This is a genomic window from Sphingomonas sp. CFBP 8760 (assembly GCF_014841615.1).
In the GTDB taxonomy this organism is placed as follows: Bacteria; Pseudomonadota; Alphaproteobacteria; order Sphingomonadales; family Sphingomonadaceae; genus Sphingomonas.
The window spans coordinates 78,515-103,896 of sequence record NZ_JACYUG010000011.1 but is presented as its reverse complement, the minus strand read 5'-3'; the positions used below and the strand labels follow the sequence as shown (position 1 = coordinate 103,896).

The window sequence follows — 25,382 nt, the reverse complement described above, 5'->3', positions numbered from 1 at the left end:
CCAGCTTCGTCAACCGATCAAGCCGGCCAGATTACGCCACAGCCCAAGTTGGCCCAGATCATTGAACGTCACGAGCAACATCAACGCCAGGATCGCGGCCAATCCGCCGCGAAACGCCCATTCCTGCACATGGGGCTCGACCGGCCGGCGCCGGACCGCTTCGATCGCATAGAAGAACAGGTGGCCGCCATCGAGCATCGGCACTGGCAGCAGGTTGATGAACCCCAGATTGATGGACACCAGCGCGATCAGTCCGATGAAGGCGGGCCACCCCAGCGTCATCTGCTCGCCCGAGATTTTGGCGATGCGGAGCGGTCCGCCCAGTTCGTCGACGGAGCGACGGCCCGTGAAAATTTGGCCAAGCGCGTCGAGCGAACCGCGCACGATCGCGACGACCTGGATCGTGCCTTCGACCGGCGCCCGCCATAACGATACCGGACGATACTCGACCGGCGGGCTGCCGATGCCGACGCGGCCGATGCGATAGGCGTTCCCGAACCGGTCGCGCTGTTCGACGGTGCCGATCGTCAACGTCGTGGCGATCGGGCGGCCGGCGCGTTCGCCGGTAACACCGATCGTCTCACCCGGACGCAACATCGCATATTCGGCGATGCCGGCAAAATCATCGACCGACCGACCACCCAGCGTCAGCAACCGGTCGCCTTCGCGCAGGCCGGCCTTTGCCGCCGGACTTCCCGCCACTACCGAGCCGACCGTGGCCGGCGCATGGCGGGTGCCGTAGAAATGCGCGAACCCGGCCAGGATCAGGATCGCGACCAGGAAATTCACGACGGGGCCAGCCGCCACGACGATGGCGCGCTGCCAGACGGGTTTCGACTGGAAGGTCCGCGCACGCTCCGCAGCGGGCAACGCCAGCCACTCCGCGCTCGGCTGACTGGCGGGATTCATATCACCGGCGAAGCGGACATACCCGCCCAGCGGCAGCCAGCCGAATTTCCAGCGCGTGCCGTGCCGGTCGGTAAAGCCGGCAATCTCACGTCCGAATCCGATCGAAAAGGCATCGGCACCGATCCCGAACCAGCGGCCGGCGAGATAATGGCCCATCTCGTGCACGAAGACGAGCGGGCCGATCATCGCGATGAAAGCCAGCAATGTCAGCGGGAAGCCGGGGGTTTCGATCAAGCGGTACGATCCTCTGTGCGCGCGCCCGCCACTATCCGCGCCCGGGCATCGACGGCGATGACCGCGTCGAGCGTTTCGGGAGCGGGCGGGTCGTAATGATCGAGCGTATGTTCCACGATTGCGGCAATTTCGAGGAAGCCGATGCGCCCGGCCAGAAAGGCGGCGACGGCGACTTCGTTGGCGGCATTCAGAATGGCGGGTCTCGCACCACCGGCCCGCAGCACCTCTCGCGCCAGCCGCAACGCCGGAAAGCGGATGGGATCGGGCGCCGCGAAATCGAGCCGGCCAAGCGCGATCAGGTCGAGCGGGGCCATCGGTGTCGCCATCCGCTGCGGCCATGCCAGGCAGTGCGCGATCGGCACCCGCATGTCGGACGGGCCGAGCTGCGCCAGCATCGATCCATCGACATAATCGACCGCAGAATGAATCACCGATTGCGGATGGATGACGATCTCGATCCGGTCGGGATCGACCGGGAACAGACGGGCAGCCTCGATCAGCTCCAGCCCCTTGTTCATCATCGTCGCCGAATCGACCGAAATCTTGGCGCCCATCGACCAGTTGGGATGCGCCACCGCCTGTGCGGGGGTAACGTGCGCCATGTCCGCCAGCGACCAGTCGCGGAACGGACCACCGCTGGCGGTCAGGACGATGCGACGGACCTGCGCAACCTGTGCGGGGTCGAAGCACTGGAAGATCGCGTTATGCTCGCTGTCCGCCGGCAGCAGCGTCGCGCCCGATGCGGCGGCGGCGGCGAGGATGACCTCGCCCGCCGACACCAGCGGTTCCTTGTTGGCCAGGACGACGGTACGCCCCCGCCCGATCGCCGCCATCACCGGCTCCAGCCCGGCACAGCCGACGATCGCCCCCATCGTCCAGTCCGCGTCGGACGCGGCAGCATCGATCACCGCCGCCCGGCCACCGGCAGCACGGATGGTGGTGCCGGCCAACGCGTCGCGCAATGCAGGCAGACAGGCTTCGTCGGCGACGACCGCCAGTTCCGCATTGGTGCGGCGGGCGGCGGCGGCGAGCTTCACCACATCGCAGTTGGCGGTGAGCGCCCGTACCCGGTAAAGGTCTGGTTCCCGTTCGATCAGGTCGAGCGTCGAGGTGCCGACCGATCCGGTCGCACCGAGAATGGTCACCGTCCTCATGCGAACAGCTGCGGCAGGATCACGAGCAGCGCCGCGACCGGCGCCACCGGCACGACCCCGTCGAGCCGGTCGAGTACGCCGCCATGACCGGGCAGGACGTTCCCCGAATCCTTCACGCCGGCACGACGTTTCAACGCGCTTTCATACAGATCGCCGCCCTGCGCGAGCACACCGAGGAAAGGGGTGGCGATGACGAGGCGGAACGGCAGGCCGTAACCGACATGAAGTGCGAAGGCGACGAGTGTGGCGAGGATCACGCCGCCGATCAGGCCCGACCAGGTCTTGGCCGGGCTGATCCGGGGGGCCAGCTTCGGCCCGCCCAGCGTGCGGCCGGTGAAGAACGCGCCGATATCGGTGGCCCAGACCAGCGACAGCGTCCACAGCGTCAGCACCAGCCCGTCCGCTTGCCCACGGATCAGCAGCAACGCGAATACCGGCAATCCGACATAGGCGGCCCCAAGGGCAAGGCCGGTATCGCGCTTGACGATCGCGAGGAAGAAGAACGCCGCGCCGAGCAGCCCGAGCACGAAAAAATGCGGCCCCGCCGCAACCGGCGCCATGATCGCCAACGGCACCGACAGCGCGAACTGCGCGGTCCGTTTGGTCTTCGCATCCGCGCCGTGCAGGGCCGACCATTCCGCCATCATGAACAGCGCCGCGATCACCGCCAGCAGCCAGAACACGAATCCGCCCGCATAGAGCGCGACCAGCGCGACGGCGATCATCGCCACGCTGGCGATCATCCGCAACCGCAGGTTGGACGGCGTACGCAGCTTGGCATCGGGCGTCGGAGGAAAGTCTTCCGTCACAGGCCGCCGTAGCGACGCTGGCGCCGACCGAACGCCGCAACCGCCTCCGCCAGCGCATCGCCATCGAAATCGGGCCAGAGCGTGTCGACGAACAGCAACTCGGCATAGGCCGCCTGCCACAGGAGGAAATTCGACAATCGCTGCTCGCCCGAGGTGCGGACGACCAGATCGAGCGGCGGCAGACCGGCGGTGTCCAGTTCGGCCTCGATCGCGGCCTCGTCGATCTCGTCGGCAGGCAGGCGCGCGGCAAGGCGGCGGGCAGCCGCGGCCAGTTCCGCCTGCGCCCCGTAATTGAGCGCGATCGCCAGCAGCGGCCCGTCGTTGCCGGCGGTGCGGGCAATGGCGTTGTCGATCAGCGCGATCAGATCGGCGGAAAAGGCACGATAGTCACCGATCACCCGCAGCCGCACATTCTCCCGCGTCAACTCGGCGAGGTCGGAACGGATGAAGAGCCGCAGCAGACCCATCAGGTCGCCGACTTCCTCAGCCGGACGCCGCCAGTTTTCTGACGAAAAGGCGTAGAGCGTCAGCGCCTCGATCCCCATCGCGCGGGCGGCGCGGGTAACGCGGCGTACCGCCTCCACCCCCGCCTTGTGCCCGGCGAGGCGAGGCAAATGGCGCTGGCGGGCCCAGCGGCCATTACCGTCCATGATGATCGCGACGTGTCGCGGGATCGCGCCTGTCGCCTCATCCGTCGCGAGGATCGAGGCGGTATTCATGCCGCACCCCGGCTACGCATCGCACCGGTGACGGGATGGACGATAGGGGACACCCCGTCGCTCACTTGCCGAGGATTTCCTTTTCCTTGGCGGTCGACGCGGCATCGATATCGGCGATGGTCTTGTCGGTGATCTTCTGGAGTTCGGTTTCGTGACGCTTGCGCTCGTCCTCGCCGAAGACGTTCTTCTTCTCGTCGACCTTCAGGTTGTCCATGCCGTCGCGGCGCACGTTGCGTGCGGCGATACGCGCCTTTTCCGCATATTGGCTGGCGAGCTTGGCCAGTTCCTTGCGACGCTCCTCGGTCAGGTCGGGGATTGGCAGACGCAGCGTCTGGCCATCGTTGATCGGATTGAGACCGAGGCCGGCGGAGCGGATCGCCTTCTCTACCGAACTGACGTTCGACTTGTCCCACACCTGTACCGACAGCATCCGCGGCTCGGGCGCGGAGACGGTCGCCACCTGCGACAGCGGCATGTGGCTGCCATAGACCTCGACGTTGACGGGATCGAGCAGCGTCGTGGAGGCGCGACCGGTGCGCAGTCCGCCCAGATCGTGCTTCAACGCGTCGATCGCGCCGGACATGCGGCGCTGGATATCGGCCTTGTCATAGGCGGGCATCGATGTTCTCCTGATTTTGCACGATCGTGCAAATGCCTTCACCGGCGAGAACCGCGGCGAAATTGCCGTGTTCGCGGATGTTGAAGACCACGATCGGAATGGCGTTGTCACGGCACAAGGCAATGGCACTGGCATCCATGACCTTCAGGTCATCGGACAGCACCTTTGAATAAGTGACGGTATCGTAACGGGTGGCGCTCGGCACCTTCTTGGGATCGGCATCATAGACGCCATCGACCGAGGTACCCTTGAACAGCGCGTCGCACTTCATCTCGGCGGCCCGCAGTGCGGCACCGGAATCGGTGGTGAAGAAGGGCGAGCCGACACCGGCGGCGAAGATCACGACGCGGCCCTTTTCCAGATGCCGTTCGGCCCGACGACGGATGAAGGGTTCGCACACGCTGGCCATCGGGATCGCCGACTGGACGCGGGTGTCGACGCCGATCTGTTCCAGCGCATTCTGCACCGCCAGCGCGTTCATCACCGTGGCGAGCATCCCCATGTAATCCGCGGTCGCGCGCTCGATCCCCTTGGCCGCGGCGGACAGGCCACGAAAGATGTTGCCGCCGCCGACGACGATGCACAGTTCATACCCCTGCGCCCGAACATCGGCGATCTCCTGCGCGACACGGGCGGTGACGACGGGATCGATCGCCAGACCACCCTCACCCATCAGGACTTCGCCGGAAAGTTTCAGCAGAATGCGTTTGAAGCGGGGTTCGGTCATGCGTCTCGGTTATGTTGGGGGAAAGCGGGACAAACCCTAGACGCGGGGGACTGGCGGGGCAACCGTGGTAGCCGGTCCGATGCGAAATGTCGTACGTCCGCAACCTGGACCATCGGGCAGATCCCGCATCAGAACCGATGAGACGCGCCGGACAAGCATCACCCCCAAAACGGGTGGAAGGACAGATGCGTGCATGGCAACGGACAGCCGCTACCTCACGCCTCTGGTCCCCATACCGTATGGGGGTGCGAAAGGCGGATCGCCCGGTCCGGTGAAGGACCGGGCGCCCGGTATCAGTTGCCCTGCGGCACGCCCGATACGGCAGCGACTTCAGCCGCGAAGTCCGACGTTTCCTTCTCGATGCCCTCACCGAGCTGGAAGCGGACATAGTCCTTCAGCACGATGGTCGTGCCGGCATCCTTGCCCGCCTTGGCCACCACGTCGCTGATCTTGGTCTTGCCGTCCATCACGAACAGCTGGCTGACCAGCGCGTGTTCCTTGCGGTACTTGGCGATCGATCCTTCAACCATCTTGGCGATGATGTCGGCGGGCTTGCCCGACTCGCCGGCCTTTTCGGCAGCGATCGCGCGCTCGCGCTCGATCTCGGTTTCGTCGAGGTCGGCCTCGTTCAGCGCCTTGGGGAAGGCGGCGGCGATGTGCATCGCCAGCTGCTTGCCCAGACCCTGCAGCACCTCGTCCGACGCGTCGGATTCGAGCGCGACCAGCACGCCGATCTTGCCCATGCCCGGGGACTGCGCGTTGTGGACATAGGACACGACCGCGCCCTTGCTCACTTCAAGGCGCTTGGCGCGACGTAGGGACTGGTTCTCGCCGATCGTGGCGATGTTGTTCGTCAGCACCTCGGCGACGGTCGTACCCGACGGCATCGCCGCCGCCTTGATCGTCTCGATGTCGTCGCCGGCCGCCAGCGCGATCTGCGTGACTTCGCGGACGAACGCCTGGAACTGGTCGTTCTTGGCGACGAAGTCGGTTTCGGAGTTCACCTCGACCGCGGCACCCTTGTTGCCCGACGTCGCGACGCCGACCAGACCCTCGGCGGCGGTGCGGCTCGACTTCTTCTGCGCGGCCGCAAGGCCCTTGGTCCGCAGCCAGTCGAGCGCGGCGTCCATGTCGCCGGAGGTCTCGTTCAGCGCCTTCTTGCAATCCATCATGCCCGCGCCGCTCTTCTCGCGCAGGTCCTTGACCATCGCTGCCGTGATATCGGCCATGTCTGTCGTCCTTCTGTTCTGAATGTGGTTGCGGGCGAGGCCGGGCGTTTCCGCGCCCTGCCCCGCCCGCATGACGAACCCGTGAAGGTTATGCGTCGATCTGGCGCTCGGTCTCGGCGCCGGCACCCTCAACCGTGGCGGTCGCGGCATCTTCCGGCTCGTCACCAGGCTGCGCGGCCGGCGTTTCGACGGTCAGCGTCTCTTCGGCAACCGGCTCGGCCATCGCGCCCATGTCGGCACCCGAACGGCGCTGCTGCTCCTGGCCGCCACGCGTCGCGGCGATCGCGATCGCCTCGCAATACAGGCGGATGGCGCGGGCGGCGTCGTCATTGGCGGGAACCGGGAACGCGATGCCGTCCGGCGACACGTTCGAGTCGAGGATCGCAACGACGGGAATGCCGAGCGTGTTGGCTTCCTTGATCGCCAGTTCTTCCTTGTTCGCGTCGATCACGAACATCACGTCGGGAATGCCGCCCATGTCACGGATGCCGCCCAGCGACAGTTCCAGCTTGTCCTTTTCACGGGTCAGTTGCAGCACTTCCTTCTTGGTCAGGCCGTGGGTGTCACCCGACAGCTGCTCTTCCAGCGTCTTCATGCGCTTGATCGAGTTGCTGATCGTCTTCCAGTTGGTGAGCATCCCGCCCAGCCAGCGATGGTTGACGAAGTGCTGGCCGGCGCGACGCGCCGAATCGGCGATCGGCTCCTGCGCCTGGCGCTTGGTGCCGACGAACAGCACCTTGCCGCCACCCGCAACCGACGACGACACGAATTCCAGCGCGCGCGCGAACAGCGGCACGGTCTGTGACAGGTCGAGGATGTGGACGCCGTTGCGGTCGCCGAAGATGTAGGGTTTCATCTTCGGATTCCAGCGATGCGTCTGGTGACCGAAGTGCGCACCGGTTTCGATGAGCTGCTGCATGGAGACGACAGGTGCCGCCATAGATAATTCCTTCCGGTTGAGCCTCTGGGAAGCGGATGACGCGTGGCCTGAAGGCCTGCGCACCGGGCTATGATGCTTCCCATGTGGGGTTGAGAGGCGCGCCACCTACAGCACCTGCCGGGCGCGCGCAACTGTTCCGTTCCGGCGTCGAATCGGCTTGACGATTGGAACGTGATAGGAACATAACAGGTTCAACAGACGTACGGCTTGCCATTTATGCGGGTTCGGCACGGAGAGTTGCCGTTAGTCGCTATGATGGTTGCAGTATTGCCGGGAACTGGCCGGCTGAGTCGAGGGTTGGCGCAGGCGACAGGATTTGGCGCTTGCGAACAGGGAGGCGTAGATGATGGCAGTCGTCAGTATCGTGGTGTTCGCAGGTGCGCTGGTCACTGCCATCGCCGTAATCGCCTTTGCCGTGGGCCCGCACTGGTTGCGGATCGTCCGCGTGGCTGCTGGGCATGCCGATCGTGGTTTCGCACCCCTTGAGCAGCTTGCCCGTGCCGAGCGGCGGATCGCGGTCAGGCGGCGGGCGTCACTGCCGGTGCCGGCGCAGCGGTTGCGCGAAGTCGCCTGACCCGGGCGTAGCTGGCGATGCTGAAGGGCAATGCCGCCAGATAGGCGATGATGATCGCGCTGAGCGCATGCCACGGAGCGGTAACCAGAGCAGCGCCCACCAGAACAACCACCGCCAGTGCCTCGAACCGGACGGTGCGACGCAGACGCAACGATTTCCACGAAAAGGTGGCGAGGCTCGACACCATCAGCATCGCCACGAACACCACCCATGGCGCGACCAGATAGGGCGAGTTGAGGATCGGCAGATCGGTCCACAGCCACAGGATCAAGGGCAGCAGGGCAAGACCCGCACCGGCGGGCGCCGGCACCCCGGTCATGAAGCCGGCGGATTTATGAGGTTGCTCGACCTCGTCGATATTGGCGTTGAACCGGGCAAGACGAAGGGCGCAAAACACCGCCAATACCAGCGCGGCCGCCCAGCCGAGCCGGGGCAATGCGGAAAGCGACCAGAGATACAGGATCAGCGCTGGCGCCACGCCGAACGAGATCGCATCCGACAGCGAATCGAGTTCGGCCCCGAACCGGCTTTCGCCGCGCAGCATCCGGGCTATCCGGCCGTCGATCCCATCCAGCGCCCCCGCGATCATGATCATCGTCACCGCGCGCTCCCACTCGCCCGAGATCGCGAAACGCACGCCCGACAATCCCGAGCACAAGGCCAGCGCCGTGACGGCGTTGGGCGCGACCGCGCGCAGCGGAAGGCCACGGGGGGGGCGGGCGAACCGCCGGGCGCGCAACTGATCGCGTGCCCGGCGCTCGCGCAGCGGCAGCGTGCCGTCGCCCGGTTCGACCGGATGGTCGTCGTCCTGCGGTGCCATCACTGCGCGATGCCGGTGACGGGGGTGGCGCCAAGGCGGCCGATCACCGTCTCGCCCGCGATCGAGCGCTGGCCCAGCGTGACCTGCGGTGCGATGTCGTCAGGCAGGAACACATCGACGCGGCTACCGAAGCGGATCAGCCCGATCCGCTGGCCGGTCGCGACCATGTCGCCCGCCTTCACGAACGGTACGATGCGGCGCGCCACCAGCCCGGCGATCTGGGTAAATCCGATGCGGCGGACGGTGCCGTCCGGCTGCGGCCGGCTTTCGACGACGATATGCTGGCGCTCGTTCTCGTCCGACGCCTTGTCGAGATCGGCGTTGAGGAACTTGCCGGAGATGTAGACGACCTGACGGATCGTACCGGCGATCGGGGTGCGGTTGATGTGGACGTCGAACACCGACATGAAGATCGACACGCGGGTCAGCGGCGCCTCCCCCAGTTCGCCGACAAGCTCACGTGGCACCGGCACGCGCTGGATCATGGTGACGAGACCATCGGCCGGCGCGACGATCAGTCCGTCACCCTGGGGCGTGGTGCGGATGGGATCACGGAAGAACGTCGCCACCCACAGGGTGACGCCCACCATGGGCCAGAACAGCACGTTCGATATGATGGTGAGCAGCAGCGTGATCCCGGCCGAGATCGCGACATATTTGCGCCCTTCGGGATGGACGGCGGGAAAGCGCCATTTCACGGTCGTGGTCGTAAGGGGCGGCTTGTCGAGTGAGGTCATGGCAACCGGTGTACCGGCATGGGCCGCCGGTGACAATCGCGCGTCCCCGGCGGCCACATCCGTCTCCGGCTCAGGCATAGACGACCCGTAACGCATAGCGACGGCGACGGATCGTCGACGCGACCAGCGCGAAGCCGGCGATCATCATCAGCCAGCTTGCCGGTTCGGGAATGGCGGCGATGCCGAACTGCGTGGTCAGGCCGTTCGCGATCGCTTGGTGGAGTTGCGTGGTCGGATGGATGTCATCGAAATAGACGAAGCCTTCGCAACCGGGGGCCCGTCCGGGCGTGGCCAGGCAGATGTCGCGCTGGTTGAGCGTACCCGGCAGGCCGAACGCCTGCGGATCGGCGCCTAGCCGCCGCTGATAGTCGAACAGGTCGAAGAACCGGGCATCGGCGCCGCTGCGTCCCGCAAAGGCGGCCACGACATCGTCGATGCCCTGCAGATCGTCGGTATCCGTCGCGGGATCGTACCCTGAATTGAGCATCCGCGACAGGTCTTCGCCCTTGTCGTTCAGAACGGCCGATCCGCGCCGTGTCACGTTGGGAATCTTGCCGATATCGGGCAGACCGGTGACGATGAAATTGCGCGCGCCGCTGGTGTAGAGCGCGTCGAGCCCGGACGATAGCGCGGCAAGCGATGCGCTGAAATCGGCCACGAAATCCTGCGGCCTGCCAGCGGCGAGGAACCCGCCGAACCGGGTCAGTTCGCTACGGACATCATTGCCGCCGAACGTCAGCAGTACCAGCGAGTTCCCGTCGATCGTCTTGCCCGACAGGGCGAACTGCCCGATCTGCTCCGCGAAACTGGGGCTGGCGTCGCCCGCCATCTCGCGGGCCTGCGCGCCGCCGACCGAGAAGTTCAGGCCCCCGAGCAGTGACGCCTGGGTGCGCGTGCCGCCGATCGACATCGACAGGTAATCGGCGAACGTATCGCCGTTGGAGAAGCGCCCCTGGAAATAACCGGCCGCGGCGGGCGCGGGATCGGTCCTGCCGGCCAGACGCTGCCCTTCCTGCGCGTTGCCGGCATCGACTAGGCTGTCGCCGAACACGAACAGGTTGCTGTAACGCTGCTGGGCGACGGCAGGCGTCGCCATCAGCAGCAGCGAAGCGGTAGCCATGGCGACAAGGGCCAGCGCGCGATCGGTCGCTTTCATCACTCTCTCCCTGACATTTATATGTCGTTAACCACACCATGACGCGTCGCACGGCTCGACGGAACCGAAATCTGCATCACCCGCGCGGTTGCCAGCCCGTGACGTGCATCCTAGACGCAGGCGCATCCCCTCCCCTGCCAAGGAACGTGAAGATGGCGAAGATCAAGGTGAAGACGCCCGTCGTGGAGATCGACGGCGACGAGATGACGCGGATCATCTGGGAATGGATTCGCGAACGCCTCATCAAGCCCTATCTCGACATCGAACTGGCCTATTTCGACCTCAGCGTCGAAAACCGCGATGCGACGGGCGATCAGGTGACGATCGACAGCGCGCACGCCACGCAGAAGTACGGTGTTGCGGTGAAGTGCGCGACGATCACCCCGGACGAGCAGCGCGTCGAGGAATTCGGCCTGAAGAAGATGTGGAAGTCGCCCAACGGCACGATCCGCAACATCCTGGGCGGCGTGATCTTCCGCGAGCCGATCGTCATCCAGAACGTGCCGCGCCTGATCCCGGGCTGGACGCACCCGATCGTCGTCGGCCGCCACGCGTTCGGTGACCAGTACAAGGCGACCGATTTCCTGGTCCCCGGCGCCGGCAAGCTGACCATGAAGTGGGAAGGCAAGGACGGTCAGGTCCTGGAATATGAGGTGTTCGATTTCCCCGAGGCGGGCGTCGCCATGGGCATGTACAATCTCGACCAGTCGATCCGCGATTTCGCGCGCGCCAGCATGAACTATTCGCTGAACCGCGGCTGGCCGCTGTACCTCAGCACGAAGAACACCATCCTGAAGGCCTATGACGGCCGCTTCAAGGATCTGTTCGCCGAGATCTTCGAGGCCGAGTTCAAGCAGAAGTTCGCCGATGCGGGCATCGTGTACGAGCATCGCCTGATCGACGACATGGTCGCCTCCGCGCTGAAGTGGAACGGCGAGTTCGTGTGGGCCTGCAAGAACTATGACGGCGACGTGCAATCGGATCAGGTCGCGCAGGGCTTCGGCTCGCTCGGCCTGATGACGTCGGTGCTGATGACCCCGGACGGCAAGACGATCGAGGCGGAAGCGGCGCACGGCACCGTCACCCGCCACTATCGCCAGCACCAGCAGGGCAAGGCGACCTCGACCAACCCGATCGCGTCGATCTTCGCCTGGACCGGTGGCCTGAAGTATCGCGGCAAGTTCGACGACACTCCCGAGGTGACGAAGTTCGCCGAGACGCTGGAGCGCGTCTGCATCGAGACGGTCGAGAACGGCCACATGACCAAGGATCTCGCGATCCTGATCGGCCCGGACCAGCCCTGGATGACGACCGAGCAGTTCTTCGAGCAGGTGCGCAAGAACCTCGAAACCAAGATGGCCAGCTGGGCCTGATCGATCACCGGCGTCGCGCAGGCGACGTCGGTCTTCGCGAGAAAGGGTTCGGGAGCAATCGCTTCCGGACCCTTTTTGCCGTCAGTCCGACAGTGTTTCCAGATAGGCGATGATATCGGCGCGTTCGAGCGGATCGGCGATTCCGGCGAAACGCATCGTCGTGCCGGGGGCGAACCGGGCCGGGTTGGCCAGCCAGCGATCCATCGTCGCGGGGTTCCACCGCCCACCGACACGACTGAGCGCGTCGGTATAGCCATAGCGCGCGCTGCCGCCGGCGATCGGCCGGCCCATGACGGCATGAAGATTGGGACCGGCGCGATCGCCGCCGTTCTTCACGAAGGTATGGCAGGCAAGGCACTGCCGCGCGGCATGGCCCCCGGCCCCTGCGTCGGCGACCCGCAACAGCGCCGGCAGGTCGGGATCGGGGCCGGCGGCGGCCCGTCGCGCATCGCGGTCGGCATTGCCACAGGCCGCAAGACCCGCCGCAAGACCAAGGACCAGAAACGGGATGGGGAGACGATCGAATGACATGCATGATCCCTATCCATGGGGAACGGTCACGGACAGCGGACGGATCGTCCCGGATCGCGATTCGATGCCGAACGGGCCTGACAAGCGACGTTCGATCGGGTTAAGCTGCCGCCATGGCGATCGGGCTCGATAATGAAGGTTTCAGCGATGCGCTGGTGATATTGGGGGCGGCGGGACTGGTGATCCCGGCCTTCGCCCGTTTCCGGATCAGTCCGGTGATCGGGTTCATCCTGGTCGGATTGCTGGTCGGGCCGGCGGGGCTGGGCGCGCTGAGCGACCGTTTCCCGTGGCTCTATTACATCACCATATCCGACCCGCATTCGATCGAGCCGTTCGCCGAGTTCGGCATCATCCTGCTGCTGTTCTCGATCGGGCTCGAACTGTCGTTCAAGCGACTATGGGGGATGCGGCGGCTGGTGTTCGGCACCGGGGCGGCCGAGCTGATCGGATCGGCGGCATTGATCGGCATCGCGCTGCACATGATCGGCCAGGGCTGGGCGGGGGCGGCGGGGCTGGGCCTGGCCCTCGCCCTGTCGTCGACGGCGCTGGTGCTGCCTTTGGTCGGCACCACCAGCGCGGTCGGGCGCGGCGCGTTCGCGATGCTGCTGTTCGAGGATCTTGCGCTGGTGCCGATCATCTTCGCACTCGGCGCGATGGCGCCGACGGCGAGCGACGAGGGCTGGGCCGGGCTGGCCGGGGTCGCGCTGCGCGGCGGGCTGACCGTGGTGGCGCTGTACGTCGGCGGACGACTGGTGCTGCCGCGCCTGTTCGCCCAAGCCGCGCGGACGAAGAGTCCCGAGCTGTTTCTGGCGGCGTCGCTGCTGGTGGTGATCGTCGCCTCGGTGGCGACGACGGCGGCGGGACTGTCGCCGATCGTCGGCGCGCTGCTGGCAGGGCTGTTGATCGCCGAAACCGAATATCATTCCGAAGTCGAAGTGATCACCGCGCCCTTCAAGGGACTGGCGCTGGGCGTTTTCCTCATCACCGTGGGAATGAGCCTCGACCTGCGACTGATCGCCGCGAATTGGGGATCGCTGCTGCTGGCGGTGGTCGGCGTGGTCGCGGTGAAGACCGTCGTCACCTATCTGCTGCTCCGCGTGACGCAGGCGCGGCCTGCGATCGCGGCGGAGACGGGGCTGCTGATGGGCAGCCCGTCCGAGACGACGCTGATCGTGCTGGCCACCGCCGCACAGGCGCAGTTGATCCTGCCCTCCACCGCCACCTTCTGGCAGACGGTGACCGCGATCGGGATGACGATCACGCCGCTGCTCGCCAAGGCGGGGCGGCAGGTATCGAAACGGATCGAGGCGCGGATGGTGGAAGCCGCGCCGGTGATCGAGCCGGGTGCCGTGCCGGGCACGGTGCTGATCGGCTTCGGCCGGGTCGGGCGGATGGTGGCGGACATGCTGGCCCATCATGGCCAGTCCTATCTGGCGGTGGAGGCCGATATCGACGTGGTGTCGGAGGCGCGGGCGGCGGGCTATCCGGTGCTGTTCGGAGATGTGGCGCGCGCGGAACTGGTCGACCGGCTCGGGCTGGCTTCGGCGCGGGCGCTGATCCTGACGATGGACGATCCGGTGCTGACGGTGCGGCTGGCGCGACGGATGCGCGCGGTGGCCCCCGACCTGCCGATCATCGCCCGTGCCCGCGATGCCGGCCATGCCGCCGAACTCTACCGTGCCGGCGTGACCGATGCGGTGCCCGAGACGCTGGAAAGTTCGTTGCAGCTATCCGAAGCGGTGCTGGTCGATCTGGGGGTCGCGATGGGGCCGGTGATCGCGTCGATCCACGAAAAGCGCGACGAACTGCGCCAACTGATCCGGCGCGAGGCGGCACTGGACCGCGAGCCACGGATCAGGCGGGTCAGGCGGCAGGGTGAAATACCCGCCTAGCCGTTATTGATCGTCGTACCAGCCGAAAGGCAGCAGACGATCCGCCAATGCGCGGGCAGTCTTCGCATCACCCTGTTTCAACGAGGCGAGGACCGCACCGGCATTGCGTTGGATGATGCGGTCGAGCACGGTGGGGGTGGGTGCTTGGGTCGCCTGATCCAGCAGGGCACGGCCGCGTGGATCGGCAGGATCGGCTTCGATCCGCAGCAGCCCGGCAAGACCGGCGAAGAAGGCCCGGTTGCCACCGAGCGTCACGGCACGATCGGTCGCGGCGAGCCCTGCCCCCTTCTGCGCCCCCGCCATGGCGCGGGCGACGATCCGCCCGACCTTGGCGATGACGCCGAGATGCCAGCCGCCAAGCCCGATCTGCGCCTCCGCGTTACGCGGGAAGCGGGCGGCGACCGCCTGCAATTGCTTGCGTGCCTCGATCGCCTCGGCCCGGCTACCGGTCAGCTTGGCACGATAGGCGAGCGCGCCGGCGGCGATGACGGCCGCATCCTGATCGTCGGGCATCCGCTGAACCGCGGCGAGCGCCAGGGCACGGGCGCGATCGACCCGCGCCAGCGCGGCCGGTTGGCTGCGATCCTGAAACGCGGCCTGTGTCAGCAATTCACGCGCGGTCTGGGCGATGGCGGGCAATGGCACCGCCACCGCTGCCATGATCGCGACGATGGCCATCGGTCCTGCGGTTCGATTCATCCGCCGTCACCCCATTGATGTGCAACAGGTCTACGCAGGGCAGCGGATCTTGGCGCCATGCCGGCGATCAACCGGCCAGCGCGGCGCGGATCGCGTCGATCGCTTCGGCACCCTTGCTGCCGTCGGGACCGCCGCCCTGCGCCATATCGGGCCGGCCACCGCCGCCCTGCCCGCCCAGCACCGCCACCGCGATCCGCAGCAGTGCGACCGCGTCGAAGCGTCCGGCAAGATCCGGGGTCACGCCGACCGCGATCGAGGCGCGGCCATCATTGACCGCGACGATCGCAACGACGCCGGAGCCGATCCGCTGCCGCGCCTCGTCCACCGCGCCGCGCAGCCCCTTCGCCTCGAACCCGTCCAGCAGTTGCCCGACAAAGGCGACGCCGCCGATATCCTCCGGTCCGGCGGGGCCACCGGTGCCGCCGCCCAGTGCCAGCGCCTTCTTCGCCTCCGCCAGTTCGCGTTCCAGCCGGCGGCGATCCTCGACCAGCGCGGCGACGCGGGCGGGCACCTCGTCCGGCGTGGCGCGCAGCGTCGCCGCCGCCTCGCGAAGGCGATCGTCGCGGGCGTTGAGATACGCCAGCGCACCTTCGCCGGTCAGCGCCTCGACCCGGCGGACGCCGGACGACACCGCGCCCTCGCCCACTACCTTGAACAGGCCGATATCGCCCAGCGCGGACACATGCGTGCCGCCGCACAATTCGATCGAGTAGGTCCCGCCCTTGCCGTTATCGGGGCCGTCCATACCCATCGAGACGACGCGGACCTCGTCGCCATATTTTTCCCCGAACAACGCCATCGCGCCCATCTCAATCGCCGCATCCGGCGTCATCAGCCGCGTGGTGACGGGGCCGTTGCTGCGCACCTGCGCGTTCACCTGTGCCTCCACCTCGGCGATGTCCGCAGGGGTCAGTCCGACGGGTTGCGAGAAATCGAAGCGCAACCGTTCCGGCGCGACCATCGACCCCTTCTGCGCGACATGCGTGCCGAGCCGCTGGCGCAGCGCCTCGTGCAGCAGATGGGTGGCGGAATGGTTGGCGCGGATCGCGGCGCGGCGACCCACGTCGATCGCCAGCTTCACCGGATCGCCGACCCTGATCTCTCCCGCCTCGACCTGAGCATGGTGGACGAACAGGCGCCCGAGTTGCTTCGAGGTATCGGTGACGGTCGCACGCAATCCGCCATCCGAGGAGATCGTCCCGGCATCGCCGACCTGTCCCCCGCTTTCGGCATAGAAGGGCGTCTGGTTGACGACGATCGCCACCGTTTCGCCGGCAGTGGCATGATCGACACGCGCGCCGTCACGGATCAACGCGACGACCTCTGCCTCGCCGGTATCCTGCGCGTAGCCGGTGAACTCGGTCGAGCCGGACTGTTCGGCGATATCGAACCACAGATCGTCCGACGCCTTGGCGCCCGACCCCTTCCACGCGCCACGGGCGGCGCGCTTCTGCTCGGCCATCGCGGTGTCGAAGCCAGCCCGGTCGACATGCAGACCCTGCGCGCGGAGCGCATCCTCGGTCAGGTCGTAGGGGAAGCCGAACGTGTCGTAGAGCCGGAACGCGGTCTCGCCGGCCAGCGTGCCACCGGGGGCAAGACCGGCGGTCGCTTCGTCGAGCAGTTTCAGGCCACGATCGAGCGTCTGCCGGAAGCGCGTCTCCTCCTGCTGCAACGTTGCCTCGATCAGCGGCTGCGCGCGGATCAGCTCGGGATAGGCGGCGCCCATTTCCGCGACCAGCGCAGGGACCAGCCGGTGCATCAGCGGGTCCTTCGCGCCGAGCAGATGCGCATGGCGCATCGCGCGGCGCATGATCCGGCGCAGCACATAGCCGCGCCCCTCGTTGGCGGGCAGCACGCCGTCCGCGACCAGGAACCCGGCCGAGCGCAGGTGATCGGCGATCACGCGATGCGATGCCTTGAACTCCCCCTGATCCCCGGTGTGGGTCAGCGCGGTGGAGGAGGCGATCAGCGCCTTGAAGGTGTCGGTATCGTAATTGTCGGTGACGCCCTGCAACACCGCCGCGACCCGTTCCAGTCCCATGCCGGTGTCGATCGATGGCTTGGGCAGGTTGCCGACGATCTCGTTGGCCTCCTGCTCGTACTGCATGAACACCAGATTCCAGATCTCGACGAAGCGGTCGCCGTCCTCGTCCGGGCTGCCGGGGGGGCCGCCGGGGATGTGATCGCCGTGATCGTAGAAGATTTCCGAACACGGCCCGCACGGCCCGTTCTCGCCCATCACCCAGAAATTGTCCTTGGTGGCGATGCGGATGATGCGGTGTTCGGGCAGACCGGCGATCTTGCGCCACAGGTCGAACGCCTCGTCGTCGGTATGATAGACGGTGGCGGTGAGACGATCGGCGGGAATGCCCCATTCCTTCGTCAGCAGCGTCCACGCATGGGTGATCGCCTGTTCCTTGAAATAGGCGCCGAACGAGAAATTGCCGAGCATCTCGAAGAAAGTGTGATGCCGTGCGGTATAGCCGACGTTGTCGAGATCGTTATGCTTGCCCCCTGCCCGCACGCATTTCTGCGACGAGGCGGCGGTGGTGAAGGGCCGCGATTCCAGGCCGGTGAACACGTTCTTGAACGGCACCATTCCCGCGTTCACGAACATCAGCGTCGGGTCGTTCTGCGGCACCAGCGGCGCCGATGGCACCACCTGATGGCCCTGCCGGCCGAAATAGTCGAGAAAGCCGCGGCGGATGTCGTTGGTCGAAATCATGGCTGCGGGCTTAGGCGAGCCTTACGCGCCACTCAAGCGCCACTGCACGGCGGCGTGAAACGTGGTAGAACCCGATGGGACGTGGAGGGGCGGGAAATGCGCGGCTGGCTGGCGACGCTGTTGATGGCGATGGTTCCCGGCATGGCGGACCAAGGGGAGACCACCGCGCCGATCGCGACGGGGACGGTGGCGACCGGCGCCGATGGCGGCCATGCGATCTGCGGCGGCGATACGGTCGCCACCGCGACGCCGGTGATCCTGACCGGATACGGCAAGGGCGGCTTTGCGATCACCACCACCCAGCCACAGGCGCAGGCGTTCTTCGACAACGGGATGCAGCTTGCCCATGCGTTCGCGCACAAGGCGGCGATCGCGGCGTTCAGGCGGGCGGTGGCGATCGATCCGACCTGCGCGATGTGCGTGTGGGGCGAGGCATGGGCATCCGGCCCGACGATCAACTATACCATCGAGCCCAACGAGATCGCGCCGCTGGTCGCGATGACCGCGCGGGCGGCCATGCTGGCGGAACGCAACGGCACCCCGCGCGAGCGGGCACTGATCGCCGCACTTGCGCTGCGCCAGAAGGACGGCGGCGGCAACAGGCCGGGGGACACCGCCTTTATGACGGCGATGGACGCGCTGGTCGCCCGTTATCCCGCCGACGACGAAGTGGCGACGATCGCCGCCGACGCGGCGTTGATCGCGCCGTGGAAGCCGAACGACCCCAGCCTCGGCTGGCGCGCGGTCGCACTGCTGGAGACGGTGCTGGCGCGCGATCCGGATTACAGCCCGGCGATCCATTTCTACATCCACGCGACCGAGATCGTGAAGGTGCCCAAGCGCGCCGAACCCTATGCCGACCGGTTGACCGCCCTCGCGCCGAGCGCCAGCCATCTGGTCCATATGCCCAGCCACACCTGGTATTGGCTGGGCCGGTATCAGGACGCCGCCGACGCCAATATGCGCGCGGTCCGGCTGGGGATCGCCAACGCCAAACGGCTGGGAATGCCCGAGCCGGACGGGGTGTGGCGGTTGCCCTATCATGCCCATAACGTCGTCTATGGCCTTGGCGGGGCGCTGATGTCCGGCGACGCGACGACGGCGCTGGCGCTGGGACGGCCGCTGGTGGCGCGGGCGGCGGCGGAGGCCAAGGCACCGCCGTTCATGCAGATGCTGGCGGCGAGCGGCTATTTCGCGATCGCCCGCTTTGCCGAGCCGGCCGAGGCGATGGCGCTGCCCGAACCCAAGGCGCGGTTTCTGGCGGGCTATTGGCACTATGCCCGTGGCGAGGCCGCGGCGCGAACGGGTAACGTGGCGGCGGTGCCGCGCGAGGCGGCGGCGATCCCGTCACGCGTCGCGGATGCCGGTGAGGATGCGGAACTGGCGGTGCGGATGCTGCGCATCGCGCGGGCAGTGCTGGATGGACGGGCCGCGATGCTGGAAAATCGGCCGCGCGATGCGGCCAGGGCGTTTCGCCGGGCGGCGGCATGGCAGGAGGAACGCGACTTCGCCGATATCGCCGATCCGCCGGTCTGGTGGTATCCGGTGCGCCGCAGCGTGGCGGAGGCGGTGCTGGCGATGGGCGATGCCGCCGGGGCCCTGCGCGAGGTGAACGCCTCGTTGATGCTCCGCCCCAACGATCCCGTCGCGCTGGCGGTGAAGGCACGGGCCGAGGCGGCACTGGGCCAACCGGCCGCCGCGCGCGCATCGCGGGCGGCGGCGGTGGCGGGATGGCATGGCGACCCGCGATGGCTGAAGGCGGCGGGCTGATACCCTACCCACCCGTTAATCTCTACACCGGCACGTCGATCGATCGTGGTGGTTCGCTGAACCAGCGGGGGCCGGCGGGGGTCATGTGGAAACAGTCCTCCAGCCGGACGCCGAAGCGGCCCGGCAGATAGAGACCGGGCTCGTTCGAGAAGCACATGCCCGCGGCCAGTCGCGTCGTCTCGCCCCGGACGAGATTGACGGGTTCGTGCCCGTCCATCCCGATGCCATGGCCGGTCCGGTGCGACAGGCCGGGCAGCCTGTAGTCGGAGCCGTAGCCCAGCGTCCCGTAATAGCGGCGCACCGCATCGTCGACGCTGCCCGCGCTCGCCCCGATCCGCGCCGCCGCCAGTGCGATCCGCTGGCCCCGCGCGACCTGATCCCAGACGCGGCGCTGTTCGATGCTGGCGGTGCCATGGACCCAGGTGCGCGACACATCCGATTGATAACCCTGCACGGTGCAGCCGCAATCCATCAGCACCACCTGCCCGTCCGCAACGCGGTGCACCTCGCGGCTGCCATGCGGCAGGGCGGCGGCGGGGCCGATCAGGGCGAGGGCGAATTCGGGCGCGCCACCCAGCTTGCGGGTGGCTGCGTTCATCAGCGCGCCGACCTCGGCCCCGGTCATCCCCCGTTCCACGCGCGGCTGCGTCCAGCGATAGGCGGCGATGGTGACGTCGGTCGCCAGCTGCATCAGGGCGATTTCGGCGGGGGTCTTCACCATCCGGCAACCGCGCACTACCGGATTGGCGGACACGAGGCGCGCTCCCGGCATCGCCCGGCCGAGCGCATCGACCGCGAAATAGCGCAGCGTCTCCTCGATCCCGATCGGGCGGGCGGCCAACTTGCGATCGGTAAGAAAGCCGGCGACGATGGCCAGCGGGTCCTGATCCTCCTGCCACACCCGCACCTCGGCCGGGATCGCCAGCGTCTCGCGGATCGACGGTTCCTCGAAGAAGGGGGTGACGATGCACGGTTCGCCCTCCACCGGCAGGATCGCCGCGGTCAGCCGCTCGCTGCGACCCCAGCGGATGCCGGTGAAATAGACGAGCGACGATCCCGGTTCGATCAGCACCGCACCGATCCCGTTCGCCCGCATCAGCGCCTGCGCCCGCGACAGGCGACGCGCCCGCTCGGCCGCGTCGATCGGCACCGCGCCGGTGGTGATGTCCGCCAGCGCCGACAGGTCCGGCTCGGCGGCGCGGAGCAGCCCCGACAGCGGCAGGGCGATGGCGGCACCGAGCAGGGTGCGACGGCTGGGCGACATCATCGCGCCGTCATCTCAGGCGTCGCGGGCGGTTTTTCGACCGCATCGGCCCGCCCCGTCGCAAACGCAAGCGCGATCAGCCACATCGACCCGTTCATTGCCCCGTTCCCTTTCGATAGGACGCGCAGGCTAATCCCGCCGGCACGGGCCGACAACACGCCATCGCTTGACCGGCGGGCAATTGTTGCGTTCATGGGCGACCATAGTTTCGCGATCGAGGAAATGCCTGTTGGCCAAGCGTCTGACCTACTGGATCATCGCCGCGCTGGTCGCGGGCCTCGTCGTCGGCTGGGCGATCAATTCATCGATCGATGACGGCACGCCCGCCGCGGCGGCGCGGCTGGAGACGATCGCGGGGTATTTCTCGATCCTGACGACGCTGTTCCTGCGGCTGATCAAGATGATCATCGCGCCGCTGGTCTTTTCCACGCTGGTCGTCGGCATCGCGCACATGGGCGACACCGCCGCGCTGGGACGGGTGGGGATGAAAAGCCTGGCGTGGTTCGTGTCGGCCAGCCTGTTGTCGCTGACGCTGGGGCTGATCCTGGTCAACCTGCTGCAACCCGGCGTCGGGCTGGCGCTGGCGATCCCGGCGGCGACGGCGGACAGCGGCGTGGCGCGGACCGCGTTCGACCTGAAGAACTTCATCAGCCACATCGTGCCCGCGTCGGGTATCGAGGCGATGGCGACCAACGAGATATTGCAGATCGTCGTCTTCTCGCTGTTCGTCGGCGTCGCGATCACCGCCGTCGGCGAAAAGGCCGCGCCGCTGGTGCGCGGGATCGAGGGGCTGGTCGCGGTGATGCTGCAGATCACCAATTACGTGATGCGCTTCGCCCCCGTGGCGGTGTTCGCCGCCGTCGCCTCGACGCTGGCGGAGCGGGGACCGGGGGTGCTGGGCGACCTGGCCTATTTCATGGGCAGCTTCTATCTGGGCATGGGCGTGCTGTGGCTGGCGCTGATCGCGATCGCCTTCGCGATCATCGGGCCGCGCACCTGGTTGCTGATCCGCTACGTCCGCGATCCGCTGATCCTCGCCTTTTCCACCGCCTCTTCGGAAGCCGCCTATCCCCGAACGCTGGAGGCGCTCGACAAGTTCGGGGTGCCGCCGCGCATCGCCAGCTTCGTGCTGCCACTGGGCTATTCATTCAACCTCGACGGGTCGATGATGTACATGACGTTCGCGTCGCTGTTCATCGCGCAGGCTTACGGCGTCGACCTGTCGCTGGGCGAGCAGATCACGATGCTGCTGGTGCTGATGGTGACGTCGAAGGGGATCGCCGGGGTGCCGCGCGCCTCGCTGGTGGTGATCGCGGGCACGCTGTCGATGTTCAAGATTCCGGAGGCGGGGCTGCTGCTGATCCTGGCGGTGGACCATTTCCTCGACATGGGCCGCTCCGCGACCAACGTCGTCGGCAACGTGATCGCGGCATCGGTGGTGGCGAAATGGGAAGGCGGGCTGGACCCGCGCGAGGACCCCGACGTCATCGCCGCCACCGCGCCGAGCGGCCACGGGCCCGCGGTGGCGGTCGACAGTTTCGACGACGTGCGGCCGGGGCAGACCGCCGCGCAGGGCCAGCACCAGTCGTCGTCATGACCCGTCAGGCATAGGCGTAGGGGCCGCCCTTCGCGAGCGCGGCCTGATAGGCGGGGCGGGCATGGACCTTGTCCAGCCACGCGATCGTGGCGGGACGGCTGCCGTCCAGCCCGCCACGGCTGCGTGCGGCCTCCAGCGGGAAACTCATCATGATATCGGCGGCGGTCATCGCGTCGCCGGCGAACCACGGCCGCTGCGCCAGTTCCGATTCGACATAGTCGAGATGCCGGTCGATCATCGGCTGGATACGTTTCGCCACCTGCCCGCCGAGGACGGGGATGCGAGCGATCACCAGCTTGAGCAACAGGGGCGGCATCATCGACCCTTCGGCATAATGGAGCCAGAAGCGATAGCGCAGCGCGGCGTCGCGGTGCGCGGGGGGACCGAGCCGGCCATCCGCCTTCTCGACCAGATATTCGACGATCGCGCCGGTTTCGGCGACGGTGCGGGTGGTGCCGGCGGCGTCCAGGTCCTCGATCACCGGCGACTTGCCGAGCGGGTGGACGGCGCGCAATTCCGGCGGGGCGAGCATCGTCTCCTTGTCGCGGTCGTAGCGACGGATTTCGTACGGAAGGCCCAGTTCCTCCAGCATCCACAATATCCGCTGCGACCGGGAGTTTTCGAGGTGATGGACGACGATCATGCGCATTCCCCTGCTTGAGCGCGCCACAGCCAAGCCGACGCGGGAAACTGAACGCACGAGCCATCGGAATGGCGCGCCAGCACGGCGGCGAGCCGATCGAGCAGGCGAAGACGGTCGGCGGGATCGGCCGCCGCCAGCGTCGAGGCCAGCGGGCCGATCCGGGTGAAATAGGAGATGGCATCGGCGACGGGATCGTCGCCCGCGCCCGCGACATAGGCAAAATCGGCGACGTCGGCGCGGATGGCGGACCAGCCCGCCCGCGTCAGGATATCCTTCACCAGCAGGGGATCGGCGAACCCGAAGGGACCGGGGCCATAGCCGCCGGATACGGCAGGGGCGACGCCGATGACGGCGGCGACCAGATCGCCGGCCCAATGATTATGGCGACGATCGCGGAAGCATGAAAAGACCAGCGACGCGCCCGGCCGCGCCTGCATGCGCACATGGGCGAAAGCGGCGACGGGATCGGTGAAGAACATCACGCCGTGTCGCGAAAAGATCAGGTCCGGTTGCCCCCGGATCGGATCACGCGCGGCATCGGCGACGTGGAAGCGCGCCTGCGGCACCCGGTCGCGCGCGACCGCGACAAGGGCGGGCGACAGGTCGATACCGGTGACGGCCAGATCGGGCCGCGCGGTGACGACGCCCAGACTGGTGCCCCCTGCCCCGCAGCCGATATCGAGCGCGGTGGCCGCATGGGCCGGGGCGGCGGCGAGGATGGCGGCGTTCAGGATCGGCGACAGGTGGGTGAAGCTGCGGTCGGTGCGGGGCCACTCCGCCGCCCACATATCGCCGATGCGGGTCTGCCAATCGGTGGGGGTCATCGCATGCGGGCCTTATCGAAGCTGTGGGTTCCATAGCCGGTGTAGCCACGCTGTCCGGACGGAGGCGGGTACAGGCTCCCGATTGCCGCATCGTTTCGCTCCCTGCCATGACGCAAGACGATGCAGGGTACCCGGTGGAAAGTCACGAAAGTCGCATCCTACAGGTACTTTTCGGCAGGGGGCCAAAACCAGAAGGGCCCACCGTTGCCGGCAGGCCCTTCGTCGTCGTCATGGTCTACTGACCGTCATCAGATAACGGGATCAGACGTCGTCTTCCTCGCTGGGGCCGACCATCAGTTCCTCGGCGACCTTTTCGGTGCGCTGACGGATGGCGCGTTCGAGGCGGTCGGCCATCTCGCGATTGTCGCGGAGATAGGTCTTCGCATTCTCACGCCCCTGCCCGATGCGAACCGAGTCGTAGGAGAACCACGATCCCGACTTCTCGACCAGCCCGGCCTTGACGCCGAGGTCGAGGATCTCGCCGATCTTCGAGATGCCCTCGCCATACATGATGTCGAATTCGACCTGCTTGAACGGCGGCGCAACCTTATTCTTCACCACCTTGACGCGGGTGGCGTTGCCGGTGACCTCCTCACCCGCCTTGATCGCGCCGGTGCGGCGGATGTCGAGGCGGACCGATGCGTAGAATTTCAGCGCATTGCCGCCCGTCGTCGTCTCCGGGTTGCCGTACATCACGCCGATCTTCATGCGCAGCTGGTTGATGAAGATCACCATGCAGCGCGAACGGCTGATCGAACCGGTCAGCTTGCGCAAGCTCTGCGACATCAGGCGGGCCTGCAGGCCGACATGGCTGTCGCCCATCTCGCCCTCGATCTCGGCGCGCGGCACCAGTGCGGCGACCGAATCGACTACCAGCACGTCGATCGCATTGGAGCGGACCAGCGTGTCGACGATCTCCAGCGCCTGTTCGCCGGTGTCGGGCTGCGACACGATCAGTTCGTCGATATTGACGCCCAGTTTCTTGGCATAGACCGGGTCAAGCGCGTGTTCGGCGTCGACGAAGGCGGCGGTGCCGCCGGTCTTCTGCGCCTCGGCGATCACGTGCAGCGCCAGCGTGGTCTTGCCCGAGGATTCAGGGCCGTATACCTCGATCACGCGGCCGCGCGGCAGGCCGCCGACGCCGAGCGCGATATCGAGGCCGAGCGACCCGGTCGAGATTGTCTCGACCTCCATCGACTGTTTCGAGCCGAGCTTCATCGCCGACCCCTTGCCGAAGGCACGGTCGATCTGGGCCAGCGCGGCGTCGAGCGCCTTCTGCCGGTCGGTTGCTGCTGCTGCCACGGAGTCGATCACTTTCAGATTAGCGGCCATCGAAGGTCCCATCGCTAGAGCATCTGCATTGCCGGAGCAACGCGTCGATGTTCCATGTATATGCTTTGTTCTTCTGGAACAAGAGGGGAACTCGGCGGAATCGAG

The 25,382-nt window shown here is 67.0% G+C and carries 22 protein-coding genes and 2 pseudogenes; 5 read left to right on the top strand and 19 right to left on the bottom strand.

The genetic code is table 11. The features are described 5' to 3' along the window. Positions 1–9: 9 nt before the first annotated feature. The 8 genes from IFT82_RS14130 to rpsB form a co-directional block, all read right to left on the bottom strand. Entirely contained in the window at positions 10–1,143 is a 1,134-nt protein-coding gene (locus tag IFT82_RS14130; protein WP_192127864.1) for a M50 family metallopeptidase, read from the bottom strand. Then, positions 1,140–2,297 carry a 1-deoxy-D-xylulose-5-phosphate reductoisomerase gene (gene dxr, locus IFT82_RS14125; protein ID WP_192127862.1) on the bottom strand — a complete coding sequence of 386 codons (1,158 nt, stop codon included), beginning with the start codon at positions 2,295–2,297 and terminating at the stop codon, positions 1,140–1,142. Before dxr ends, IFT82_RS14130 begins: the two co-directional genes overlap by 4 nt. Beyond that, the gene (locus tag IFT82_RS14120) at positions 2,294–3,040 is read right to left on the bottom strand and encodes a phosphatidate cytidylyltransferase (RefSeq protein WP_192127914.1); all 747 of its coding nucleotides are present in this window, start codon (positions 3,038–3,040) and stop codon (positions 2,294–2,296) included. The genes dxr and IFT82_RS14120 overlap by 4 nt, the downstream gene beginning before the upstream one ends. A 62-nt stretch (positions 3,041–3,102) precedes the next feature. Next, on the bottom strand, positions 3,103–3,825 hold the full coding sequence (gene uppS, locus IFT82_RS14115) for a polyprenyl diphosphate synthase (protein WP_192127860.1): 723 nt from the start codon (positions 3,823–3,825) through the stop codon (positions 3,103–3,105). A gap of 61 nt (positions 3,826–3,886) precedes the next feature. Further along, positions 3,887–4,444: a ribosome recycling factor gene (gene frr / locus IFT82_RS14110; RefSeq protein WP_192127858.1), complete on the bottom strand. Its 558-nt coding sequence runs from the start codon at positions 4,442–4,444 to the stop codon at positions 3,887–3,889. After that, positions 4,431–5,171: a UMP kinase gene (pyrH, locus tag IFT82_RS14105; RefSeq protein WP_192127856.1), complete on the bottom strand. Its 741-nt coding sequence runs from the start codon at positions 5,169–5,171 to the stop codon at positions 4,431–4,433. The genes frr and pyrH overlap by 14 nt, the downstream gene beginning before the upstream one ends. Before the next feature lie 293 nt (positions 5,172–5,464). Next, a complete protein-coding gene (gene tsf / locus IFT82_RS14100) occupies positions 5,465–6,400 on the bottom strand; it encodes a translation elongation factor Ts (protein ID WP_192127854.1) in 936 nt (311 codons plus the stop codon). Positions 6,401–6,488: 88 nt separating this feature from the next. After that, positions 6,489–7,340 (bottom strand): 30S ribosomal protein S2, encoded by an 852-nt coding sequence (gene rpsB / locus IFT82_RS14095; protein WP_192127912.1) that lies wholly within the window; start codon positions 7,338–7,340, stop codon positions 6,489–6,491. 343 nt (positions 7,341–7,683) lie between these two features. Here rpsB and IFT82_RS14090 point away from each other — a divergent pair, with 343 nt between their 5' ends. Continuing rightward, a complete protein-coding gene (locus IFT82_RS14090) occupies positions 7,684–7,914 on the top strand; it encodes a hypothetical protein (RefSeq protein WP_192127853.1) in 231 nt (76 codons plus the stop codon). On the opposite strand, the gene IFT82_RS14085 is transcribed toward IFT82_RS14090, so the two are convergent. From IFT82_RS14085 to IFT82_RS14075, 4 genes and pseudogenes are all read right to left on the bottom strand, one after another. Next, positions 7,859–8,653, bottom strand: a complete 795-nt coding sequence (locus IFT82_RS14085) for a CDP-alcohol phosphatidyltransferase family protein (protein WP_446740976.1) — start codon at positions 8,651–8,653, stop codon at positions 7,859–7,861. The genes IFT82_RS14090 and IFT82_RS14085 overlap by 56 nt on opposite strands. Before the next feature lie 80 nt (positions 8,654–8,733). Then, positions 8,734–9,471, bottom strand: a complete 738-nt coding sequence (locus IFT82_RS14080) for a phosphatidylserine decarboxylase (protein WP_192127910.1) — start codon at positions 9,469–9,471, stop codon at positions 8,734–8,736. A 70-nt stretch (positions 9,472–9,541) separates the two neighbouring features. Next, positions 9,542–9,652 (bottom strand): annotated as a pseudogene (locus IFT82_RS21495) (PEPxxWA-CTERM sorting domain-containing protein); the annotation flags it as partial. Positions 9,653–9,682: 30 nt separating this feature from the next. Next, positions 9,683–10,567 (bottom strand): annotated as a pseudogene (locus IFT82_RS14075) (SGNH/GDSL hydrolase family protein); the annotation flags it as partial. 212 nt (positions 10,568–10,779) lie between these two features. Between IFT82_RS14075 and IFT82_RS14070 the strand changes: the two are divergent. Continuing rightward, positions 10,780–12,000, top strand: a complete 1,221-nt coding sequence (locus tag IFT82_RS14070; protein ID WP_192127849.1) for an NADP-dependent isocitrate dehydrogenase — start codon at positions 10,780–10,782, stop codon at positions 11,998–12,000. 81 nt (positions 12,001–12,081) lie between these two features. Here the strand turns inward: IFT82_RS14070 and IFT82_RS14065 are convergent, their stop codons facing one another. Continuing rightward, positions 12,082–12,531, bottom strand: a complete 450-nt coding sequence (locus tag IFT82_RS14065; protein ID WP_192127847.1) for a c-type cytochrome — start codon at positions 12,529–12,531, stop codon at positions 12,082–12,084. Between the two features lie 113 nt (positions 12,532–12,644). Here IFT82_RS14065 and IFT82_RS14060 point away from each other — a divergent pair, with 113 nt between their 5' ends. Next, positions 12,645–14,423, top strand: coding sequence for a cation:proton antiporter domain-containing protein (locus IFT82_RS14060; protein WP_192127846.1), 1,779 nt, complete (start codon positions 12,645–12,647; stop codon positions 14,421–14,423). 3 nt (positions 14,424–14,426) lie between these two features. Here IFT82_RS14060 and IFT82_RS14055 read toward each other — a convergent pair whose 3' ends face one another. Both IFT82_RS14055 and alaS read right to left on the bottom strand, forming a co-directional pair. Beyond that, positions 14,427–15,101: a hypothetical protein gene (locus tag IFT82_RS14055; protein ID WP_207105789.1), complete on the bottom strand. Its 675-nt coding sequence runs from the start codon at positions 15,099–15,101 to the stop codon at positions 14,427–14,429. A gap of 88 nt (positions 15,102–15,189) precedes the next feature. Then, positions 15,190–17,847 (bottom strand): alanine--tRNA ligase, encoded by a 2,658-nt coding sequence (gene alaS / locus IFT82_RS14050; RefSeq protein ID WP_192127841.1) that lies wholly within the window; start codon positions 17,845–17,847, stop codon positions 15,190–15,192. 96 nt (positions 17,848–17,943) lie between these two features. Between alaS and IFT82_RS14045 the strand changes: the two genes are divergently transcribed. Further along, positions 17,944–19,617: a hypothetical protein gene (locus tag IFT82_RS14045; RefSeq protein WP_192127839.1), complete on the top strand. Its 1,674-nt coding sequence runs from the start codon at positions 17,944–17,946 to the stop codon at positions 19,615–19,617. A 22-nt stretch (positions 19,618–19,639) separates the two neighbouring features. Here IFT82_RS14045 and IFT82_RS14040 read toward each other — a convergent pair whose 3' ends face one another. Further along, the gene (locus IFT82_RS14040) at positions 19,640–20,881 is read right to left on the bottom strand and encodes a M24 family metallopeptidase (RefSeq protein ID WP_192127906.1); all 1,242 of its coding nucleotides are present in this window, start codon (positions 20,879–20,881) and stop codon (positions 19,640–19,642) included. Positions 20,882–21,110: 229 nt separating this feature from the next. Here IFT82_RS14040 and IFT82_RS14035 point away from each other — a divergent pair, with 229 nt between their 5' ends. Further along, a complete protein-coding gene (locus tag IFT82_RS14035; protein ID WP_192127837.1) occupies positions 21,111–22,478 on the top strand; it encodes a dicarboxylate/amino acid:cation symporter in 1,368 nt (455 codons plus the stop codon). Positions 22,479–22,482: 4 nt separating this feature from the next. Here IFT82_RS14035 and IFT82_RS14030 read toward each other — a convergent pair whose 3' ends face one another. The 3 genes from IFT82_RS14030 to recA all read right to left on the bottom strand — a co-directional run bounded on the left by IFT82_RS14030 (position 22,483) and on the right by recA (position 25,277). After that, positions 22,483–23,121, bottom strand: coding sequence for a glutathione S-transferase family protein (locus tag IFT82_RS14030; protein ID WP_192127835.1), 639 nt, complete (start codon positions 23,119–23,121; stop codon positions 22,483–22,485). Further along, the gene (locus IFT82_RS14025; RefSeq protein ID WP_192127833.1) at positions 23,118–23,945 is read right to left on the bottom strand and encodes a class I SAM-dependent methyltransferase; all 828 of its coding nucleotides are present in this window, start codon (positions 23,943–23,945) and stop codon (positions 23,118–23,120) included. Before IFT82_RS14025 ends, IFT82_RS14030 begins: the two co-directional genes overlap by 4 nt. Before the next feature lie 261 nt (positions 23,946–24,206). Beyond that, a complete protein-coding gene (recA, locus tag IFT82_RS14020) occupies positions 24,207–25,277 on the bottom strand; it encodes a recombinase RecA (protein ID WP_192127830.1) in 1,071 nt (356 codons plus the stop codon). Positions 25,278–25,382 lie beyond the last annotated feature (105 nt).

What these genes read in the sequence shown, in the direction of transcription:
- dxr (WP_192127862.1), bottom strand. Translation starts at nt 2,297, where the DNA reads ATGAGGACGGTGACCATTCTCGGTGCGACCGGATCGGTCGGCACCTCG.
- IFT82_RS14120 (WP_192127914.1), bottom strand. Translation starts at nt 3,040, where the DNA reads ATGATCGCCAGCGTGGCGATGATCGCCGTCGCGCTGGTCGCGCTCTAT.
- uppS (WP_192127860.1), bottom strand. Translation starts at nt 3,825, where the DNA reads ATGAATACCGCCTCGATCCTCGCGACGGATGAGGCGACAGGCGCGATC.
- frr (WP_192127858.1), bottom strand. Translation starts at nt 4,444, where the DNA reads ATGCCCGCCTATGACAAGGCCGATATCCAGCGCCGCATGTCCGGCGCG.
- pyrH (WP_192127856.1), bottom strand. Translation starts at nt 5,171, where the DNA reads ATGACCGAACCCCGCTTCAAACGCATTCTGCTGAAACTTTCCGGCGAA.
- tsf (WP_192127854.1), bottom strand. Translation starts at nt 6,400, where the DNA reads ATGGCCGATATCACGGCAGCGATGGTCAAGGACCTGCGCGAGAAGAGC.
- rpsB (WP_192127912.1), bottom strand. Translation starts at nt 7,340, where the DNA reads ATGGCGGCACCTGTCGTCTCCATGCAGCAGCTCATCGAAACCGGTGCG.
- IFT82_RS14090 (WP_192127853.1), top strand. Translation starts at nt 7,684, where the DNA reads ATGATGGCAGTCGTCAGTATCGTGGTGTTCGCAGGTGCGCTGGTCACT.
- IFT82_RS14080 (WP_192127910.1), bottom strand. Translation starts at nt 9,471, where the DNA reads ATGACCTCACTCGACAAGCCGCCCCTTACGACCACGACCGTGAAATGG.
- IFT82_RS14070 (WP_192127849.1), top strand. Translation starts at nt 10,780, where the DNA reads ATGGCGAAGATCAAGGTGAAGACGCCCGTCGTGGAGATCGACGGCGAC.
- IFT82_RS14065 (WP_192127847.1), bottom strand. Translation starts at nt 12,531, where the DNA reads ATGTCATTCGATCGTCTCCCCATCCCGTTTCTGGTCCTTGGTCTTGCG.
- IFT82_RS14060 (WP_192127846.1), top strand. Translation starts at nt 12,645, where the DNA reads ATGGCGATCGGGCTCGATAATGAAGGTTTCAGCGATGCGCTGGTGATA.
- IFT82_RS14055 (WP_207105789.1), bottom strand. Translation starts at nt 15,101, where the DNA reads ATGGCCATCGTCGCGATCATGGCAGCGGTGGCGGTGCCATTGCCCGCC.
- alaS (WP_192127841.1), bottom strand. Translation starts at nt 17,847, where the DNA reads ATGATTTCGACCAACGACATCCGCCGCGGCTTTCTCGACTATTTCGGC.
- IFT82_RS14045 (WP_192127839.1), top strand. Translation starts at nt 17,944, where the DNA reads ATGCGCGGCTGGCTGGCGACGCTGTTGATGGCGATGGTTCCCGGCATG.
- IFT82_RS14040 (WP_192127906.1), bottom strand. Translation starts at nt 20,881, where the DNA reads ATGTCGCCCAGCCGTCGCACCCTGCTCGGTGCCGCCATCGCCCTGCCG.
- IFT82_RS14030 (WP_192127835.1), bottom strand. Translation starts at nt 23,121, where the DNA reads ATGATCGTCGTCCATCACCTCGAAAACTCCCGGTCGCAGCGGATATTG.
- IFT82_RS14025 (WP_192127833.1), bottom strand. Translation starts at nt 23,945, where the DNA reads ATGACCCCCACCGATTGGCAGACCCGCATCGGCGATATGTGGGCGGCG.
- recA (WP_192127830.1), bottom strand. Translation starts at nt 25,277, where the DNA reads ATGGCCGCTAATCTGAAAGTGATCGACTCCGTGGCAGCAGCAGCAACC.